Consider the following 17,086-nt stretch of genomic DNA (forward strand, 5'->3'; position numbering starts at 1 on the left):
ATTTTGCTTATGCGAAAGGGGGGTGTTTTGTCTCGCCAACAGATACTGGGGTTATCTGCGCTGAGTCTGGCACTGTTTTCACAATATTCCATCGCCTCGGATTCAGTACCAACATCTCATGCTGATGATGATACTGAGCTGAACACGGCTTTTTTGCAGGGAACCAGAGTGGTGCCATCTGTACTGAAACCCGGTATGACGTTACCGGCGGGGCAGTACTATGTTGATGTGCTGGTCAATAACGAAAACACGGGGAAAGCCCGGCTGACCATCACACCTGAGGAAGAGCAGGCAGGAATGCTGTGCCTGTCTTCGGAATGGCTGAAAAGTGCAAATGTTCCGGTACGTCTGGACGGGTATGCCAGTGAATACAATGAAAAGGCCGGCTGTTATCAGCTTGCCCGTAGTCCGTATACCCGTGTGGATTTTAACTACGGAAATCAGTCGCTGGTCTTCAGCGTGCCGCAGACCAATATCATTGCCAAAACTGACCCGACCCGGTGGGATTACGGGGTCAATGCGTTTCGCCTCCGGTACGATGCAAACGTTATGGGACAGAGCAGTAACGGTACCAGTGCAAACGGCAGTGGGGACCTGAAGATTAACCTGGGGCGCTGGGTGCTGAGCAGCAGTATGAACGGCAGCCGTGACAGTAACGGTAAAACCGATTTTTCTGTCCGGGATGCCACGATGTCCACCGCACTGAGCTCTGTGCGCGGTGACCTGCGACTGGGGAAATCCTTCACCCGCAGTGAACAGTTTTCTGATTTTGGTTTTTATGGGGCGTCACTGCGTTCCAACAGCAATATGGTGCCGTGGGACGCACGGGGTTACGCGCCGGTGATTAACGGCGTGGCCACCACCACGTCCCGTATCACTGTCACCCAGAACGGGTACACCGTGTACTCCCGGGTGGTCCAGCCGGGGCCTTATGAACTCAGGGATGTCCGTCCGGTGGGGAACGGTGACCTGGAAGTGACGGTGGAGGATGCGAATGGCCGGAAGACGGTGACCCGTTACCCGGTGACCACGCTGCCGACACAGTTACGTGCCGGAGAGATGCTGTATGAGATGTCCGTCGGGCGACGTTCGTCTAGTGGCGACCTGGGTAAACCTTTCGGAGACGGGGACAAAGGGACATTCTGGCTGGGCAGTCTGGGATACGGTCTGAACAGCACCACGGTGAGTTCCGCCGCTATTCTGCATAACCAGTACCGGGCCGGCGGAATGACCCTGACCCAGTCCTTAGGGGTACTGGGGGCCATGTCTGTCGGTGGAGGCCTCTCCCATGCGGAGTATGACAACAAAGAGGTGAAGCGCGGGCACTCTGTCAGTGCCAAATACGCCAAGAGCTTTTCTGACACCACCAACCTGCACCTGATGGCCTACCGCTATCAGAGTAAAGGTTATGTGGAGTTTGCGAACTTCAATCCGCAGGAGCGTTACAGCCATTACAACCAGAAGTCCCGGTATGAGATGCACGTGACCCAGCAGCTGCCATGGAACAACAGTCTCGCGCTGTCAGCCTGGCGGGAGGACTACTGGAACCGTTCCGGGCAGGCCATCGGGGCAAACCTGAATACCGGTTTCACGCTGTTTGATGATGTGTCGTTCACGGTGAATGCGGGCTTTAGCCGTTATCCATACCAGGAGAAAGATGATTATTCCGTGTCGATGACGATGAGCGTGCCGTTCACGGTGGCCGGAGTGCGTCATTACAGTAACTCATCCGTCAGCCACAGTTCGGTCTCTGGTACCCAGTATCAGATGTCGGCTTCGGCATCGCCGACAGAACGGTTCTCATACGGTGCCAGTGCAACGGCCTCCGACAAAGGAACCCGCACTGCCTCAGCCAGCATGAACTATGGCTTTGATATGGTGCAGACGAACGCCGGCGTATCTCAGAGCCGCGACAGCACCAGTTACAACGCGGGCTTCTCCGGTTCGGTGGTGGCCACGGCAGAGAGTGGACTGCTGTTCACCCGGGAGCAGAATGACACGATGGGGGTGGTGCGCATTCCGGATGTGCCCGGCGTGCGGTTTAACGGTTCACCGGAGACCAACCGCAAGGGTTACACCGTGGTCAGCCTGTCTGATTACAACCAGAACAGCATCGACATTGATATGGAAGATGTCCCGGATAACCTGGAGCTGGATGTGACCTCCTACAGTGTAGTGCCGACGGAGAAAGCCGTGGTGTACCGCGAATTCGGGGCGAACTATGTCAAACGTTACTTCCTGCAGGTGAAAGACCGCCAGGGTCAGATACTGAGTGGCGGTGACGCGAAGACAGAGCAGGGGCTGAGTGCCGGTTTCATCACCCGTAACGGGGTGCTGTCGATGAGCCTGCTGATTGAGCCGAAAGAAGTGAAAGTGAGCCTGGATGGCGGCAGAACGTGCCGTATTTCCATGGCAGGCATTAAACCCGGAACAGAGAAAGTGCAGGAGGTTTTCTGTGAATAAGATGGTGAAGTGGGGGCTGACAGCTCTCCTCGCCTTCACCCTGAGCGGCCAGGCCCTGGCCGCCTTCACGGTGAGTGGGACCCGTTTTATCTATGAGGAGGGGAAAAAGAATATCTCCTTCGAGGTAACTAATAATGCCAGTGACACCTACGGTGGCCAGGTGTGGGTGGATAACGTCAGTGAAGGCAACGGGGCGTATATGGTGCCCACTCCACCGTTCTTTAAGGTGAGTCCGAAGCAGAAGCAGATTGTGCGTATCATGAAAGCGGACGGCGGCACCCTGCCGTCAGACCGTGAATCGCTGTTCTGGATGAATATCCAGGAAATCCCGCCGAAGCCGAAAGACGAGAAGAACGTACTGTCGGTGGCCATCAACACCCGGGTCAAGCTGTTCTACCGTCCGAAAGTGCTGGCGGCAGGCCGTAAAGGTGCAGAGAAGAATATAGAGGTGATTCGTCGCGACGGCGCGACGTACCTGAAGAACCCGACCCCGTATTACTTTGCTGTGACCGGCGTGAAGGCAGACGGAAAAGCCGTCACGCTGAGCGACAACGAAAGCCGGAAACTGTCCATCCTGGCACCGTCAGGTGAAGCCGCGGTCAGTAAAATTCCGGTCGGCACGAAGAGCATCAGTGTACAGGCCATCAATGACTGGGGTGGTGTGGAAGATTACGTCCTGAAGGGGTGACAACAGTGAGCAAGCTGAACGGGCTGATGAAGCTGGGGGCAGTATCCCTGCTGTCCCTGGTAATGAGCAGCCAGGCCATGGCCGCCTTTGTACTGAACGGGACGCGTTTCATCTACGAGGAAGGAAAAAAGAACACCTCGTTTGAAGTGACCAACCAGTCAGAGAACACGTACGGTGGCCAGGTATGGATTGATAACACAAATCAGGGGAATGACACCGCCTATATGCTCCCGGTGCCGCCGTTCTTCAAGGTGGCGGCAAAGGGGAAACAGATTGTCCGTATCATGAGGACAGACAGCGCCCTGCCATCAGACCGTGAGTCGTTGTTCTGGCTGAATGTGCAGGAAATTCCACCAAAACCGAAAGGAGAGGTGGAAGGTGGTGTACTGGCGGTGGCCATCAACACGCGGGTGAAGCTGATTTACCGGCCCGAAAGCCTGGTAGCCGGACGTGAGAATGCCGAGAAAGGCATGCAGATTGTCCGGCGCAACGGTGAAACCTGGCTGACCAATCCGACGCCGTATTACTTTGCGGTCACGGCAGTGAAAGTGAACGGGAAGAGTGTCAGCCTGAGTGAGGCTGTACAGGACCGCCTGGCTCAGGTGGCGCCGAAGGCCGAGATTTCCCTGGGCAGTGTTGCCCTGAACGGGGCTGTCTCGGTAGAGGCGGTGAATGACTGGGGCGGGACAGCGGACTACCCCCTGAAATAAGAGCAGGAAGAGAAAGAATGAAAACAGGCAAAGTCTGGCGGCATATCTGTGCAGGCATGCTGGCCGGTGGGCTGATGCTGCCCCTGTCTGTCGTCGGGGCGGTAAATGAGTCGATAAACATTCAGGTGACCATTAATAACCCGCAGCCGAGTTGCAGTATTAATGTGCCGGGAGGCGATATCCGGAATCTTGGGGCACTGAACCGGAGCGGAAAAGATCAGAGTCACAGTGCGTTCACGATAGAGGTTAACTGCAACGGCAACGTTAAGACCAGAATGAAAGCCAACGCCACCAGTGGTGCGGTGCAGAGTGATGGTACCCGTCTCGCAGTAAACATGGGGGGCTCCACGTCTTCAGCAGGGCCTTTTCTGAAGCTGAAAGCGGACAACCGTTTTGTGAAACTGCGGGACAGCGATAACGACTGGTTTTGTACTGCCGGGACGGCAGGCAATACACAACGCTGTTCTGTTACGCCAGTGACCGAATCGAGTAAGCAGACACCGGCAGGGGCAGGAAGTGCCACGGTAGCGTTTACCATTGATTATTTTCTGTAAGGAATAAGCAGGAGTATAAAAATGATGAATAAGTATATGAAGAAGTATAGCTGCCTGGCATTGCTGGTATGCGGTGGTATGGCCTTTCAGGCCGGTGCAAATCCGACGCGGGTTACATTTAATATGTCTGTTCCCACGCCGACCTGCACAATATCAGTTAAGAATAATGCGTCCAACACAATCGCTCTGGGAGAACTGGTGCGGGGTGAAATAAATAAAACTCACAATCCGTTTGTGATCGTTGCCGACTGCAATGGGATGGGGGGGACAGGAAGAAACAGTCTGACGGCCACCGCCCAAACCAACACACAGCAACAACTGATGAATAACAATGTCTGGGTTGCCGTGAAAATGGGAAACAGCGCGATTGACACAACACATGGTCCGCTTCTGCAACTGAAAGCATCAGACAATAAGGCGGATATCATGCTGAACGGTTCAAGACCGTTTTGCACCACATCAGGTGCATTAATGGAATGCTCCATCATACCCGTAACATCCGTGCATAACGGAGCCCCGACAGGCTCAGGCTCAGCTGTCGTGCAGTTTACGATGAATTACAGCGCATAAGGTTTCCGGCAATGAAGATATTCCAGAATAAACGATATCTCTGGCCGGGAATATTGCTGTGCGGGTGTATGACCTTTCAGGCAGGCGCCGTTGATGTTGAATTTCAGATGGCCTATACCCAGCCCACCTGCAACCTGACGTTTGATGGTGGCAAGAGTTCACTGGAGTATCCTCTGGGAACAATATCATCGGGTACTCAAAAGGACAACTATGTGCCTTTTACGATAAATGTCGACTGTCAGGGAAATACAGCAGTAAAAACGGCTGTCACAGCAAAAGTTATTCCCGGAGGGAACGGTTACGACAGTGTTTTACAGCCCGGGAATGACAGCGTCCGGATGCAGGTGGCAGGCGCACAGGGGGTGGACAGTAACTCCCCTGAACTCTGGTTACTGACAGAAGCCGGACAGCGGGTGAAGCTGACGGGACTGGAAAGCGATGCCTTCTGTACCAAAGGGGATACAACGGCTGCAACGCCCAATACCTGCAAGCTGAAACCGGTTGTCACGGTTCCGGCACAGTCTGCTACAGGGAGTTTTGGGGCTACGATGCAGTTTAACGTGGTGTATCCGCTGTAGTGGAAGACACCTGGCAACAGGCCTGGCAATGGCTGTGCCGTCGCCGGCAGAAGTCTCCGCCGGGTGCAGATATCTGGCACCTGCGTTTTCACCGGGAACGGGAATTATTCCGGCTTATCCGGGGGCAGGAGAGTCTGGTGCAGTGGTGTGCCCGGGATGAACTGCAGGATATCATCAGCCACTTTAGGGAAGGCTTGAAGAGCAGGCTCGGTGTTGTGGTCTGTCAGGAGAGTGGATGCGTGCCCGGGGGCAGAATATAAAGAACGGTGCGGGACTGGGAATACGTAACTGACGTATCGAATAGTGAATGGCACAGTGAACATAAACTAAGAACAAATAAATACGGAAACAAATGGCAAACTACACGTTTACGCTCCGGAGTGCACTACTTGTAGCGCTATCGATCGGGACGATACTGGACGCGGGTACTAACTGGGTGAATGCCGCAGTCCAAACTAACCGGATCGAACAAGAAGGACAGTTCGAATCGACGTATACCGTCAAAGTAAAGATGAACATAGTGCGGAATAGAGCGTACCAAGAAAACGGCACTGTATTAAACACGGCCGGGGATGTGACTTTAGTAATTAGGGACGGTGCAGGTGGAGCAAACACGGAGATCACGCCCGGGATATGTTGGACTGGTGCAAACAACATGGGCCAAACATGGGAAGCACTTGGTCAACGGCTTGTACGGCACGAAGGTCGACGGCACGTATATCGATGGTCTCTACGTCACATCGGAGCTGTAGGAGCTACAGGCGGAGGAGCAATGAAATGCGAATATACAGTAAAACTTAAGAACGCTAAAAACCCGGGGATTCAAGTTGTTGTGCCTGAATATTTGTTCGATCCGGCTACAGGCGGAAAACGTGGTGTGTCTAAAATTGTAGGAATGTGGGTAGGTGTGCCCGACAGTGCCCATCAGGTCGCAACTATCGGGACGCCAGGGGGGCAAGTTGACGCGAATACTCCTGACGTAAGGGGGCAGGCGTCGAATATGGGAGAACTGGCACCAGCTATGTCTACGACGGTGATCGCTCCACGAGTATCAGCAACAGTGCGATATGAAGACAACGTCGTGCTAAATGTGGGGGAGAAGAAGGACAACGTATTCGCGATAGACGGGGAAGGCGTCGGAGCCGTGCAATGGAAGTGGTCATATGTGGGCGACACTCGTCTATTCAATTTGGTGGACTCTCGCGGTACGGCTATTCAGCCTAATCAAGATGTTGGATACACGAATCCAGTAGGTGTGCACGCGTATACGTCCAGCAAAGAGTGGGGAAGTAAGACAGGGGCCGTGAACATCACGTATTGGCTACCTTAGCGCGTAAGCATACTGACAGTAGTGATGATGCTATCTGCGATACCCTAAGCCTGTGCCCTGAGCCTATTCCCGGGGCATCATTTTTATGGTGTGGGGACGGTGGCTTTGAGCGTGAGAGAGGGGGGGCGTTTGACTTTTAAGGTTACGAATGTGCCAATGGGGTCGGGGTATCCGAAAATCAGGGTACGCGGTGAATCAGTCACGCTGCCTGACGGCAAAGTGCAACCGCAAGTTGGTTTTGACTATATGGAAATGAATGTCCCAGGGGCAATGGGGGCACTAGCATCACAGGCGTATATCAACAAGGGGGAACCAAACCGACTGGCTATTCAACACAGCAGCCGATAACTCACGGAAACATTACGGTCATCCGGCCTGCCGCTAACTTGACTGTAAAGAGTGTGGACCAGATTACACTGACGCCTGATACACCACGTGAGAGGGCGCTCGAGGTCACTGGGACAGGGGCCGCGAACGGCAGGTGGTATAGCAACGAATCCAACAGCAAAATTAACTTTGTTGACCGACAAGGGGTGGCATGGAACAAAGGGGTGACGAGGCTGGTGATGTCTATGATGTGAATCTGATATCGCCGGGTGCGCTCGGGTAGGGGAGTTGGCAGGAGGCTGTCACTATAGAGTGGGAAATACCATGAGTCCGGCGTGGGGATAGCATGCAGTAAAGGATGTAACGGGGTAGCGGATATGTGCAGCGGTGTGGTTGCTGTGAGTATTAACGACACGTGGAGCAGTTCGAACGGATGGAAGCAGGTGTGCTAGGGGCGAGGTGAACGAAAAGGATGATCCGCAACTCACATAACGTATTGAGTGAACTTCGTGGACGCCGGAGGGATACGACCTGCAGAGGGAGTCGCCATGTCACGAATCTTAAGTTAGGCCAAATCGAGGTAACAACGCTGCTAACGTGGCTCTAAACCAATCCATGATATGAGGTTTGGCTGAGGGCAGTTGGACATCATGCAATCATATCCGAGCACTGCGGACTTCAATGAGCAATGGGCAACGGACAGTAACGACGTAAACAGTGACCGGAAGAGCGATAATCTTTCAATGAATACAACGATATTGGGAGGGTGTAGCAAATCTGCAACAACAAACGGCGGTCAAATGAACAATCAGCAATACAAGACTGGGTATGGGGTGATGAAAAGTTTACGCACTATTCTTATCATGGTTATAGGGGGGCTATTTGCACCTTCGCTGGTCTTGGCCGACAGTCAGGGAGCACCTGAAAAGCCTGCATCTCTGAGTGTCGACCGGGCAGTGGAGCAACCGGCAGTAGTGGAGTTCTTCTCCTTCTACTGTCCGCCCTGCTTCGCGTTTTATCAGCAGTACGGCATTGACAAGGGTATCCGGGACGTCCTGCCTTCCGGCAAAAAAATGGTCAAGTACCATGTGGATTTCCTGGGGCCTCTGGGACCACAACTCACCGACGCCTGGGCCATGGCGCAGGTCATGGGCATTGAGGATAAGGTGGAGCCGCTGCTGTTTGAGGCAACTCAGGTCACCCGCTCCCTGACCACGCCCGACAGTATCCGGGCTGTGTTTGAAAAAGCCGGCGTGTCAGGCGAAGAGTACGACCGCATGATGGACAGTATTCTGGTAAAAGCCAGAGCCGCTGAAATGCGACAACGGTTCAGGGACTATAAGGTGACCGGCACACCGGCCGTGTTTGTGAATGGTCAGCACATTAATAACAGTGATTTCCGCGGTGAGACCCCGGAAGCCTACCGTCAGAAATATGTTGATGCTGTGGAGAAATTACTGAATTCTCTCTGATACCATTATTTATTTCTGAGGGCCTGTAATGTTATGTGGAAAGAGGAAAATACCAGTGCAGATATCTGCGAGCGTATTCTGCTCTGGATGGTGTATCAGCGATTCCGACAGGGAGAAATATTTTTACGCATCCAGAATATTGCCTCAGTCATGAATATGACGGTCAGTGAAATCAGGGAGTACCTTGATATTTTGTTTCTGTCTGGAGTTGTGGGGTGTACACCACTTTCTCCAGGTGCGTCAGAACTGTGGTTTATTACTGAATCTGTCAGTGATTTTATTTGTTCAGGTGTTGTTATCGACGACTGGTGGCAACAATAATCAGGTCGGGTATAACAGAATAAAACCTGACAGGTTGAGTCTGCTTTTATTTTATGCCGGGATAATATAACTTACTAATTTTGTGAGTATATGCTGGCAAGCGGATTATGGAATATGCGGGTCGGATGACACTGCGGTGAACCATTGAGATTATCTGAATAAGGTGTGTGGGTGAATAATGAATAAGGATAATAATGAACAAATTGTTGGGTTTCTGGAAAGCCAGAAAAAATCTTCCCGTAAAACATCCTTCAGTACCCGTGAAATTGCTGATGCGGTCGGGCTGACAATATATCAAGCCCGGTGTTGTCTGGAGATATTGCAGTCGTCCTGCGTGGTGGAAAAAGTAAATTCAGGCCGGGGAAGACCCGGGCAGTGGAAGCTGCTCTGAGAATGTTTTCTGAAAGGATTATTTCCCGGTGATGTTTTTATCTGGCTATTTCAAATATGAAAAGTATGGAGGGTGACAGCATTTTGAATGCAGGACATGTGACTAATGCCAGGCATTTGCCGGTATTAATGTATCACCACGTCAGCAATAAACTCGGGCTGGTCACATTATCCCCCGAGGCCTTCCGGGCGCAGATGAAGTGGCTGGCCGAATCCGACTGTATACCCTCACTGCGGTCAGTGAAGAGCAGCATGTTCTGCGACATGACCAGTATGCGGCGCGTTACAGAGAGTGCTGGATATCAGCAAGTGGTGTGTATGGCGGCAATGGCTTTTTACCGACTATCCGTGCCGCGGCCACGTAAAAGGGCGGAGGATATATCGGCCCGCAAACGGGCGGAATATCTGCCGGAACGGACTGCATTCAGTAAACAGTTGTCATACAGAATAGCAACACATTCTTCTCATACTAAAGATATTAAAAAGTTAAAGAAAAACACAGACCAGTAGCAGATGGACATAAAACATTATTCACTTTCCGCCATGACGTGTGGCCTGTTTTTCGCGCTGTTTCATTTTCCGGCAGTGGCTGATAACAAAAATACATCATCATCCCTGTTACCTTTTTTCAGTGAGCTGGCGGAGGGGTATAACCTGCCGGCGCCGTACGGTGTGGGGGTGAACCATATGGCAATACGGCAGGGTATTCAGGTTGACAGTATCCGCTTCTCAGGTATGAAGCTGGGGCGTCTGCCGGTGGACGGGCTGGTTGACATCCGTGTCGGCAGAACACGGCAAAAAAGCCATACTGAAACCCTCCGACTGGATGCATGGGTGCTGCCTTTTATGAATGTTTATGGTGTGGCCGGGCGAACGAAGGGACATTCTGTATCGGATGTCAGTATCCGGCCTCCGGTATTTACCGGGGGCGCATTTCCGTCAGGTAAAACGCAGGATTTGAATTTCCGCCTGAATTATAAGGGAAACACATATGGTGCGGGGATAGCTCTGGCTGGCGGAATGAACAATATGTTTATGTCGCTGGATGCTAATTACACGCAGACCCGCTTTGATGTGCTTGACGGACATATTAATGCCATGACCCTGACGCCGCGGGTGGGGTATCGTTTTTCACTGCCGGAGACGGCGTATTTTCCTGCGGGCAGTCTGAGTATCTGGGTGGGAAGTATGTACCAGGATGTGCAGCAGGATTTCAGGGGGAAACTGAGCAGGCTTTCCCTGCCATCTCCGGCACTGCAGCTGTGGCTTAAGCGGGTGGATAAAAACGGGGATGCGCGATTTGAGGTCAGGCAGCACCTGAAGCATCCATGGAATGTCATGACAGGAATGCGTTATGACGTAACCCGTCATGCCAGCCTGACCGCGGAGGTCGGCTTTGAAACGCGTAAGAGCATCTTCGTGTCCGGGGAGTACCGCTTCTGAACATAACGGAAAATACGGTATATGGTCGCCTGATCCACTGGCTGGCGGGGATGTTGTGTCTGGTTGTCAGCACGACACTGCCCGTACAGGCGGCCATTCCGCTTCTGTTGTGGCCGGACCGTGGTACAGAGAACGGTGCTGTCTGGCCTGTGATGTCCCCGTTACCGGCCCCTGAGGGACTCCGGGCCTGTTGTGCTCTGGGGTATGACATGCGGGTCAGAATACCCGGGATGGCAGCAGCATTACCCTTTTACCAGGTGGACAATATTGTGAGCGCAGGAACCACCGGAGGGCATCACTACAATGACAGCCTGTTGCCGGTAAGTATAAACGGGGGGGCAGCAGAATATAACGGCATTGTCTGGACTGCGAAAGGCGGATTTGTGGATACAGCACATGTGCGGGATACCGCGGATATGACAGTCTGGATTTTTACGAATCTGTGGCCACGCCTGGGAGACGCATTTTCCCTGAATCCGGGGCGGGAAGAGCTTGTGCAGCGGCGGCTGGTTTTCCGGGCTTTCACGCCGCCATCCTCACCCCGCGAGCGGTATATTCTGGCGGCAGGGATGGCGGCACGACTGGCATGGCAACTGGCGGCCTGGCATGAAATTGCTCAGTGGTATGGTTTTGAATCCGTGCCGGGATTTTCTGAAGAAGTTTCCGCGTTCTCTCCGGAAGACCTGTGGTCCAACATGCTGGGTGCCCGGATTGCTGAGTCCCTGATACTGAGCGGGCATGTGTCCGGCCGGAGAATGTATGAGGTGGCCATGGGGCAGGCATTGCGGCAGGTGCTGACACAGCTGGGCGCAGCAACGCATGCCGGAACCCGAGCCCGCCTCAGACAACTGGACGGGTTATGGTGGGACAGTCGGCGTGTACTGCCGGATAAATGGTTGTTACGCAGACGTAATTACGATATGGCAGATGTGCGTTGTCCGACCCCGGTTCCGGGTGGGGATGCTTCTGTACTGTGTCTGACGCTACCACTGTCGGCAGGGACGATGCCGGCAGCGCTTCAGCTCTGGCCCGGGCAGAAGATGCGGCGCCTGCCTGCCACGACGGGGTTTTATTCTGTGGCGGATTTTTCCCGTCTGGCCGCTATGGCTGAAAGAGCGGACATGTTACAGGCAGTAAACAGATGACAGGAATGGAGACGCAAATAATGATAAAAGCTGTGCATGGTCGTATTCTGGTACTGACGGGGGAATACTCCTGGCGTCTGCCGGAGCATACGGACATGAAGCTGAGGGGATGTTTGCAAAACTGCTGAGCCTGCAGGTGTCGGAGGATATCAGTGCCTCCGGACTGGGGGCCGGAAATAATCGTATCCGAAAATTTTCCATCCCCTGGCACAGCGACTGTCAGCCAGAGAACGGAAAGGTGTGTGCAGGCGTTATGGCCCGGGGAAGTTACATGGATATGAAAACCGACATGGAGGATGGGGATTTGTTTCACTGGGAAGCATATGGTCTGTCGGTGGGGGGAGAGGGAACAGTAAAGCTGTCAGGCGCCGTTTCGCTCAGAGGAGGCGTAAGTGTTGGCTATTCCCGTATATATAACCGCAGTCACATTCAGGATGAGGTGTACAGGTATCCTGCCCTGGAGTGGAGACATAAGAATGTCCTGTTTGTCAGTCCTGAAATTGAAGGGATGATGACAGCCGGTGATTTCAGTCTGCGGACGGGGGGGGGCCTTCCTGTCAGCATCTGAGCGGTCATCCGGAACGCGGGATATCGGCACACGGGCGGGAAGTTATTTCCTTCGGACAGCATACACGTTCCGGAATGCGTTCACTCTGGCTGGACGACGGGGAAATATCATTGTCGGAAATAATACAGGGGGGTTTTATGGTGCCGGTTATCGTGATGACCTGGGATTCAGCCTGGTGAATGAAACACAGCTCCTGGCTGATATTCCCTTTGCCTGGGACAACGCAACAAAGTATATCCGTAGCGGCCCCGGGTTATTACTGACGGATAACGGCTCCGGGGCGTGTCATTCACTTTCAGTCTGAGAATGTGATGCAGGAGAGGGGGGGGCTGAATCAGGTGGAATTTGCTCATGAAATTACATAACGGGCGTATACAGGGATGAGGATATCCCTCACGCATAAAAATAACCCGGTTCTCTTCCGTGCCGGTAACCGTGACCCGGGTACCATGATCGTCCAGATATTGCTGGTCGGGTCCGGGTATGAATATATCATCAGACATAATGATTAAAATCAGAAACGTTCAGGATAAAATTTAAAAATATATACAGAAACGGCGAAGATATAATTCATTTTCACGGGAAGGTACCTGGCATATTATGCCATACCATATTTCCGGGCTGTTCTGTACGAAAAGGTCAGGGGCATAAGCAGGATGACATTACAGAACAAGGTTATTGCCGGTGTGATTGCGTTTGCGGAGCATTTGCTTGAGAGTGAATTGCGGTCAGATATCAATCAACTGGTGAGATATTCCGGGTACAGTCACAGACATCTCCAGCGCCTGTTCAGAAATAAAACGGGGATGTCGGTGGGAGATTATATTCGCCGCAGGCGACTGACGCGGGCAGCAATACTGGTTCGTCTGACCGGATATCCATTACATGACATTGCCATCAGTGTGGGATTTGATTCCCAGCCGTCGTTTAACCGTGAATTCAGAAAAAGGTTTGGTTGTTCTCCCGGAATATACCGGAGCAGACCTGGCTGGGACCTGTCATTACTGACTCCCCGGGCTGAACTGGACGAAACAGGAGTAGTGCAATACAGCACGGGAAAATGTGTCCGTGAATGGCGTGATGTCCGTGTCCGGAAGTTTATCTCGGAAGGGCATATCCCCGTAACCCATGAAAGCCGGCATTATGCGCGCGTGCTGGATACGGTGTTTTCTGCCGTCCGGGAAAATACGGGAGAGGTGACAGTGGTGTCCGGAACGGAACCTGTAAATACCGGTTATCGCATAGTCACATATCTGGTCTGTGATGACGGAGATACAGCACTTTCCTTCGGCGGACGGGAATACCTTAAATTCAGATTCAGAACGTCACGGGAAAGCCATCTGCAGAATATATGTACGTTGTATATGTGCGTCCTGACAAATAAGAAATACATGCCGGCAGATGATGTTCATACAGAAGTTTTCAGTTACAGAGAGGGGGTGTTATGGTGTGAGCTGTTTATACCATTATGGGAGGAAGATGAAATGTCTGTTCTTCGTTAAGCGGGGTATATGTTCTGGTCTGCTCCGTAATAATGGCTAACACATCTGAAATTAAGTGTTTTTTATTTACCGGAAATACCGGGTCAGGCTGTTTCCCGGAGTATGAATATTCATCGGGGAATGTCAGCATTTATATGATAACGGAATGATGGTGTCTGAGAATGTATAAAAGAAAACTGTTGCCTCTTATTCTGGGGCTGCTGCTTTCCGGTACGGCTGTTGCACAGGAATATACAACATATTCAGTACTGGACAAACCGGTGGCTGAAACAGTACAGAACAATGAAACGGTTGTTGAGTTTTTTTCGTTCTACTGTCCTCCCTGTTACGCCTTTTCTCAGGGATACGGTATTGACGGCGCAATAAGAGAGAGTCTGCCTGCTGGCGGGAAAATGGTGAAATACCATGCAGATTTACTGGGCTCGCTGGGGAATGAGCTGACCCGGGCATGGTCAGTGGCCATGCTGAGCGGCCTGGAGGAGAAAGTGGAACCATTGTTGTTTGAGGCCACGATGGTTTCCCGGACACTGCAGACACCGGAGGATATCCGCGCGGTGTTCGTGAAGGCAGGGATGCCCGCAGAAGAGTATGAACGTATGCTTGCCAGCCAGGAAGTGGCAGACATGACAGAGAAGCAGAAACGCCTGTTTAAAGAGTACGGAGTGACCGGAACACCCTCGATATATGTTAACGGCAGATATCATATTGAGAATGGTGCATTTCAGGCTGACAGCGTGGAGGCTTTCCACAAAAGTTATGTTGCAGCTGTGATGTCATTGCTGAACAGAAAGGATAAATAATAACACTGGTGATACCGATGGTTGTATGGGTAAGCGGGGGCAGTTGTTATGAAACGACCGGGGTGATAACTCTGCTGAATGACCGGGGGATTGTGGCCCGGGATTTTCGTGCAGGGCGCCGTTTTTGCGCCGGAGATACCCTGATTCTCTGTCTCAGTAGTGCACCATTGCTGGGGTGGTGCCGGTATCTGAAAACAGCACGCTGGATAGCCGGACGTTATGATATCCGGTTGATTGTACTGTGTCCTGAGGTGGTGTACCGGTCTGGTGTAGTCTGTGGAAGAAATATGGTGGCAGTGAACGGAGAGAGTGAGCTCTTTCAGTTAATTCAGGTATTAACACAGACGGTACTGAATAATTTTCAGAAAGGAGATAAGGAGGATAATCAGAATGTGATGTGGCCAGTTTTTCTGGAGAAGGCCTCAGAGATATTGTTGATTTCACCGTCTTCAGAAACAGACGTTACACGGGCACAGAGAGCGTACCGCCAGAGAAACCTGATGGTTCAGCATCTGGGATTTCCTTCTCTGCTGAAACTGAAAGTTTTCATGGCGGGCGAACGCATCTTCTGTTAATTCGTTTTCGGGGCGGTGTTGTGCATTTTTTCTGTGACGGAATGGTTCAGAATGAGTGATTATCATTGTTCCCGGTGTTCAACGGGGCATCTGAGTGATATTTTCCGCAAAGAAATGAGGATATCTGTTCCGTTTGCCGCATTTCGGTGTGTTTTTTTATTCCTGAAACTGACAGAGAAAGAAAAAATCTGAAAATTTTTACAGAGTTGAAACGGAGCAAAAATGCAGGGGAAAAACTTCTCTGGCTTGTCGTTACTTATGACGATTTGTTCTTACCTTTCATGATGTTATTGCATCATTTATTGCTTCTCAGTTGACTTTCTTCGCACTTGTGTCACCAGTGATAATTCAGTCGATGGCGTATTAATCGGCATATGGCCTGTATCCGACGGCCTCAGACGTCGGGCGTTCAGTCCCGTTTGTAATGTCGATGTCTGGTGCAGAGGGTTATTTGTCTGATACCGAAAACCCACTGACGATGCGGGCAATAAAGACCAGTGAGTAAATATAGCCCGTGAGAATAACCAGAATGGTGGCATTACGGGCCGGCCAGCTGACGGCAACAATATCGCCATAGCCTACGGTCAGAATACTGATGAAAGAATAATAAAAAAGTTCATTCATCATCTGCAACTCATCATTTGACAGCCCACGGAATGCGCCGGGCATATGGTTTTCTATCGCAGAAAACATGAAAAATCCCATATAGCCAATAAGCAGAAAGCCACTCAGCGCAGCGCAGATGGACTCTGTGTTTATCCGGGCGGAGAAAATCACCTGGCGGAACACAATCACTGACAGAATGAGGAAAAAGACCAGATAACTCCCGTAGTACAGCTGTGTCATGGCGTTGATGGGGGGCAGCCAGTGTGTGGTGATAAAAATTATCAGCAACACAATAAATGAAACGACCTGATGGCGACGCTGCAACAGATTAACGCCCGCCACAATCTGCAGAACGGTATTCAGCTCGTATCCTGCAGCGTTCAGTGGAAACAGATTGAGAAAGAAGGTGCTCAGCAGTGCAGTGAAAAGAAAAGCAAATTTGTGTTGTTTCATTATCTTTAACATAAAGGTGCGTATTACCGTAAAGGAGATCGGTTCGTGTCACTTTCACAGAACCGTTTTTAAATTACCTTCACTGCTCTCCTTCGGTCAACGGAGATTGTATTTTCCACATTGACCCTCCTTTAAGTTCGATCTTGATACTGCCATGAACCAGTCGATCCAGGATGGCATCCGCATGTGTGGAGTCTCCGATCATTTTGTACCAGTTTTCCACTGGCAACTGGCTCACTACGATGATTGAGCCTCGTTGGTACATCAGATCCACTATTTCCAGCAGGTCGCTGCGCTGTTCTGATGAGAGAGGCTCTAGCCCCAGTCATCCAGAAGCAGCAGATCGCTATTATTCAGCTAGGTCAGAAGTTTGCTGTATCTTCCATCAGCATGCCCCTGATAGCACTGTTCCATCAGCGCTTTCAGGCGATAATAGTAGACCTTATATCCCTGTCGGCAGACATCATGACCAAGTGCACACGCCAGGAACGTTTTACCGCTGCCGGTGGCCACGGTCAGTAAAATATTTTGTTTCAGGGTTAACCTGTTTCCCTGACTGTAGTGGCACACTGAATTTGGCCACCTGAAAAG

At 51.6% G+C, this 17,086-nt stretch carries 20 protein-coding genes and 3 pseudogenes; 20 read left to right on the forward strand and 3 right to left on the reverse strand.

Annotated features, from left to right (window positions below):
* Positions 1–9 precede the first annotated feature (9 nt).
* The 17 genes and pseudogenes from pefC (at position 10) to FEM44_RS10570 (ending at position 12,559) form a co-directional block, all read left to right on the forward strand.
* Complete coding sequence (gene pefC / locus FEM44_RS10495; RefSeq protein ID WP_135524070.1) at positions 10–2,463, forward strand: PefC/AfrB family outer membrane usher protein; 2,454 nt, start codon at positions 10–12, stop codon at positions 2,461–2,463.
* On the forward strand, positions 2,456–3,151 hold the full coding sequence (locus FEM44_RS10500) for a fimbrial chaperone (protein WP_167850693.1): 696 nt from the start codon (positions 2,456–2,458) through the stop codon (positions 3,149–3,151). Before pefC ends, FEM44_RS10500 begins: the two co-directional genes overlap by 8 nt.
* 14 nt (positions 3,152–3,165) lie before the next feature.
* Positions 3,166–3,861, forward strand: coding sequence for a fimbrial chaperone (locus FEM44_RS10505; protein WP_167850696.1), 696 nt, complete (start codon positions 3,166–3,168; stop codon positions 3,859–3,861).
* Positions 3,862–3,878: 17 nt separating this feature from the next.
* Positions 3,879–4,415: a fimbrial protein gene (locus FEM44_RS10510; RefSeq protein ID WP_135524071.1), complete on the forward strand. Its 537-nt coding sequence runs from the start codon at positions 3,879–3,881 to the stop codon at positions 4,413–4,415.
* 21 nt (positions 4,416–4,436) lie between these two features.
* Positions 4,437–4,985: a type 1 fimbrial protein gene (locus tag FEM44_RS10515; RefSeq protein WP_135524072.1), complete on the forward strand. Its 549-nt coding sequence runs from the start codon at positions 4,437–4,439 to the stop codon at positions 4,983–4,985.
* Between the two features lie 11 nt (positions 4,986–4,996).
* On the forward strand, positions 4,997–5,563 hold the full coding sequence (locus tag FEM44_RS10520; RefSeq protein WP_135524073.1) for a hypothetical protein: 567 nt from the start codon (positions 4,997–4,999) through the stop codon (positions 5,561–5,563).
* A 28-nt stretch (positions 5,564–5,591) separates the two neighbouring features.
* Positions 5,592–5,723, forward strand: coding sequence for a hypothetical protein (locus FEM44_RS25750; protein ID WP_276606511.1), 132 nt, complete (start codon positions 5,592–5,594; stop codon positions 5,721–5,723).
* A 612-nt stretch (positions 5,724–6,335) separates the two neighbouring features.
* Positions 6,336–6,893: a hypothetical protein gene (locus FEM44_RS10525; RefSeq protein WP_135524074.1), complete on the forward strand. Its 558-nt coding sequence runs from the start codon at positions 6,336–6,338 to the stop codon at positions 6,891–6,893.
* Between the two features lie 129 nt (positions 6,894–7,022).
* Positions 7,023–7,241: a hypothetical protein gene (locus tag FEM44_RS10530; RefSeq protein ID WP_135524075.1), complete on the forward strand. Its 219-nt coding sequence runs from the start codon at positions 7,023–7,025 to the stop codon at positions 7,239–7,241.
* A 779-nt stretch (positions 7,242–8,020) separates the two neighbouring features.
* Positions 8,021–8,692: a DsbA family protein gene (locus tag FEM44_RS10535; protein WP_167850694.1), complete on the forward strand. Its 672-nt coding sequence runs from the start codon at positions 8,021–8,023 to the stop codon at positions 8,690–8,692.
* Positions 8,693–8,725: 33 nt separating this feature from the next.
* Positions 8,726–9,013: a hypothetical protein gene (locus FEM44_RS10540; protein ID WP_135524077.1), complete on the forward strand. Its 288-nt coding sequence runs from the start codon at positions 8,726–8,728 to the stop codon at positions 9,011–9,013.
* 178 nt (positions 9,014–9,191) lie between these two features.
* On the forward strand, positions 9,192–9,404 hold the full coding sequence (locus FEM44_RS25755; protein WP_135524078.1) for a FaeA/PapI family transcriptional regulator: 213 nt from the start codon (positions 9,192–9,194) through the stop codon (positions 9,402–9,404).
* Positions 9,405–9,502: 98 nt separating this feature from the next.
* Positions 9,503–9,619: pseudogene (locus FEM44_RS10550) on the forward strand (polysaccharide deacetylase family protein); the annotation flags it as partial.
* Entirely contained in the window at positions 9,604–9,768 is a 165-nt protein-coding gene (locus FEM44_RS10555; protein WP_240726917.1) for a hypothetical protein, read from the forward strand. The pseudogene FEM44_RS10550 and the gene FEM44_RS10555, both read left to right, overlap by 16 nt.
* Positions 9,769–9,916: 148 nt before the next feature.
* Positions 9,917–10,846 (forward strand): hypothetical protein, encoded by a 930-nt coding sequence (locus FEM44_RS10560; RefSeq protein WP_135524079.1) that lies wholly within the window; start codon positions 9,917–9,919, stop codon positions 10,844–10,846.
* Between the two features lie 50 nt (positions 10,847–10,896).
* Positions 10,897–11,991 (forward strand): DUF4056 domain-containing protein, encoded by a 1,095-nt coding sequence (locus tag FEM44_RS10565; protein ID WP_135524080.1) that lies wholly within the window; start codon positions 10,897–10,899, stop codon positions 11,989–11,991.
* A 109-nt stretch (positions 11,992–12,100) separates the two neighbouring features.
* Positions 12,101–12,559, forward strand: coding sequence for a hypothetical protein (locus tag FEM44_RS10570; protein ID WP_135524081.1), 459 nt, complete (start codon positions 12,101–12,103; stop codon positions 12,557–12,559).
* A 341-nt stretch (positions 12,560–12,900) separates the two neighbouring features.
* Here the strand turns inward: FEM44_RS10570 and FEM44_RS25490 are convergent.
* Positions 12,901–13,062, reverse strand: a pseudogene (locus FEM44_RS25490) (DUF4222 domain-containing protein); the annotation flags it as partial.
* Between the two features lie 153 nt (positions 13,063–13,215).
* Here FEM44_RS25490 and FEM44_RS10580 point away from each other — a divergent pair.
* From FEM44_RS10580 to FEM44_RS10590, 3 genes are all read left to right on the forward strand, one after another.
* A complete protein-coding gene (locus tag FEM44_RS10580; protein WP_135524083.1) occupies positions 13,216–14,061 on the forward strand; it encodes a helix-turn-helix domain-containing protein in 846 nt (281 codons plus the stop codon).
* A 161-nt stretch (positions 14,062–14,222) separates the two neighbouring features.
* Complete coding sequence (locus FEM44_RS10585) at positions 14,223–14,861, forward strand: DsbA family protein (protein WP_135524084.1); 639 nt, start codon at positions 14,223–14,225, stop codon at positions 14,859–14,861.
* A 17-nt stretch (positions 14,862–14,878) separates the two neighbouring features.
* Positions 14,879–15,436 (forward strand): hypothetical protein, encoded by a 558-nt coding sequence (locus tag FEM44_RS10590; RefSeq protein WP_135524085.1) that lies wholly within the window; start codon positions 14,879–14,881, stop codon positions 15,434–15,436.
* Between the two features lie 447 nt (positions 15,437–15,883).
* Here FEM44_RS10590 and FEM44_RS10595 read toward each other — a convergent pair whose 3' ends face one another.
* Together FEM44_RS10595 and FEM44_RS10600 are read right to left on the reverse strand one after the other, a co-directional pair.
* Complete coding sequence (locus FEM44_RS10595; RefSeq protein WP_135524086.1) at positions 15,884–16,507, reverse strand: potassium channel family protein; 624 nt, start codon at positions 16,505–16,507, stop codon at positions 15,884–15,886.
* A 67-nt stretch (positions 16,508–16,574) separates the two neighbouring features.
* Positions 16,575–17,053 (reverse strand): annotated as a pseudogene (locus tag FEM44_RS10600) (ATP-binding protein); the annotation flags it as partial.
* Positions 17,054–17,086 lie beyond the last annotated feature (33 nt).

Source organism: Escherichia sp. E4742 (genome assembly GCF_005843885.1).
Taxonomy (GTDB): domain Bacteria; phylum Pseudomonadota; class Gammaproteobacteria; order Enterobacterales; family Enterobacteriaceae; genus Escherichia.

Coding starts and splice junctions, on each gene's coding strand:
- FEM44_RS25755 (WP_135524078.1), top strand. CDS start 9,192: ATGAATAAGGATAATAATGAACAAATTGTTGGGTTTCTGGAAAGCCAG.
- FEM44_RS10580 (WP_135524083.1), top strand. CDS start 13,216: ATGACATTACAGAACAAGGTTATTGCCGGTGTGATTGCGTTTGCGGAG.
- FEM44_RS10560 (WP_135524079.1), top strand. CDS start 9,917: ATGGACATAAAACATTATTCACTTTCCGCCATGACGTGTGGCCTGTTT.
- pefC (WP_135524070.1), top strand. CDS start 10: ATGCGAAAGGGGGGTGTTTTGTCTCGCCAACAGATACTGGGGTTATCT.
- FEM44_RS10570 (WP_135524081.1), top strand. CDS start 12,101: ATGTTTGCAAAACTGCTGAGCCTGCAGGTGTCGGAGGATATCAGTGCC.
- FEM44_RS10515 (WP_135524072.1), top strand. CDS start 4,437: ATGATGAATAAGTATATGAAGAAGTATAGCTGCCTGGCATTGCTGGTA.
- FEM44_RS10535 (WP_167850694.1), top strand. CDS start 8,021: ATGAACAATCAGCAATACAAGACTGGGTATGGGGTGATGAAAAGTTTA.
- FEM44_RS10565 (WP_135524080.1), top strand. CDS start 10,897: ATGTTGTGTCTGGTTGTCAGCACGACACTGCCCGTACAGGCGGCCATT.
- FEM44_RS25750 (WP_276606511.1), top strand. CDS start 5,592: ATGGCTGTGCCGTCGCCGGCAGAAGTCTCCGCCGGGTGCAGATATCTG.
- FEM44_RS10585 (WP_135524084.1), top strand. CDS start 14,223: ATGTATAAAAGAAAACTGTTGCCTCTTATTCTGGGGCTGCTGCTTTCC.
- FEM44_RS10510 (WP_135524071.1), top strand. CDS start 3,879: ATGAAAACAGGCAAAGTCTGGCGGCATATCTGTGCAGGCATGCTGGCC.
- FEM44_RS10590 (WP_135524085.1), top strand. CDS start 14,879: ATGGTTGTATGGGTAAGCGGGGGCAGTTGTTATGAAACGACCGGGGTG.
- FEM44_RS10520 (WP_135524073.1), top strand. CDS start 4,997: ATGAAGATATTCCAGAATAAACGATATCTCTGGCCGGGAATATTGCTG.
- FEM44_RS10525 (WP_135524074.1), top strand. CDS start 6,336: ATGAAATGCGAATATACAGTAAAACTTAAGAACGCTAAAAACCCGGGG.
- FEM44_RS10540 (WP_135524077.1), top strand. CDS start 8,726: ATGTGGAAAGAGGAAAATACCAGTGCAGATATCTGCGAGCGTATTCTG.
- FEM44_RS10595 (WP_135524086.1), bottom strand. CDS start 16,507: ATGTTAAAGATAATGAAACAACACAAATTTGCTTTTCTTTTCACTGCA.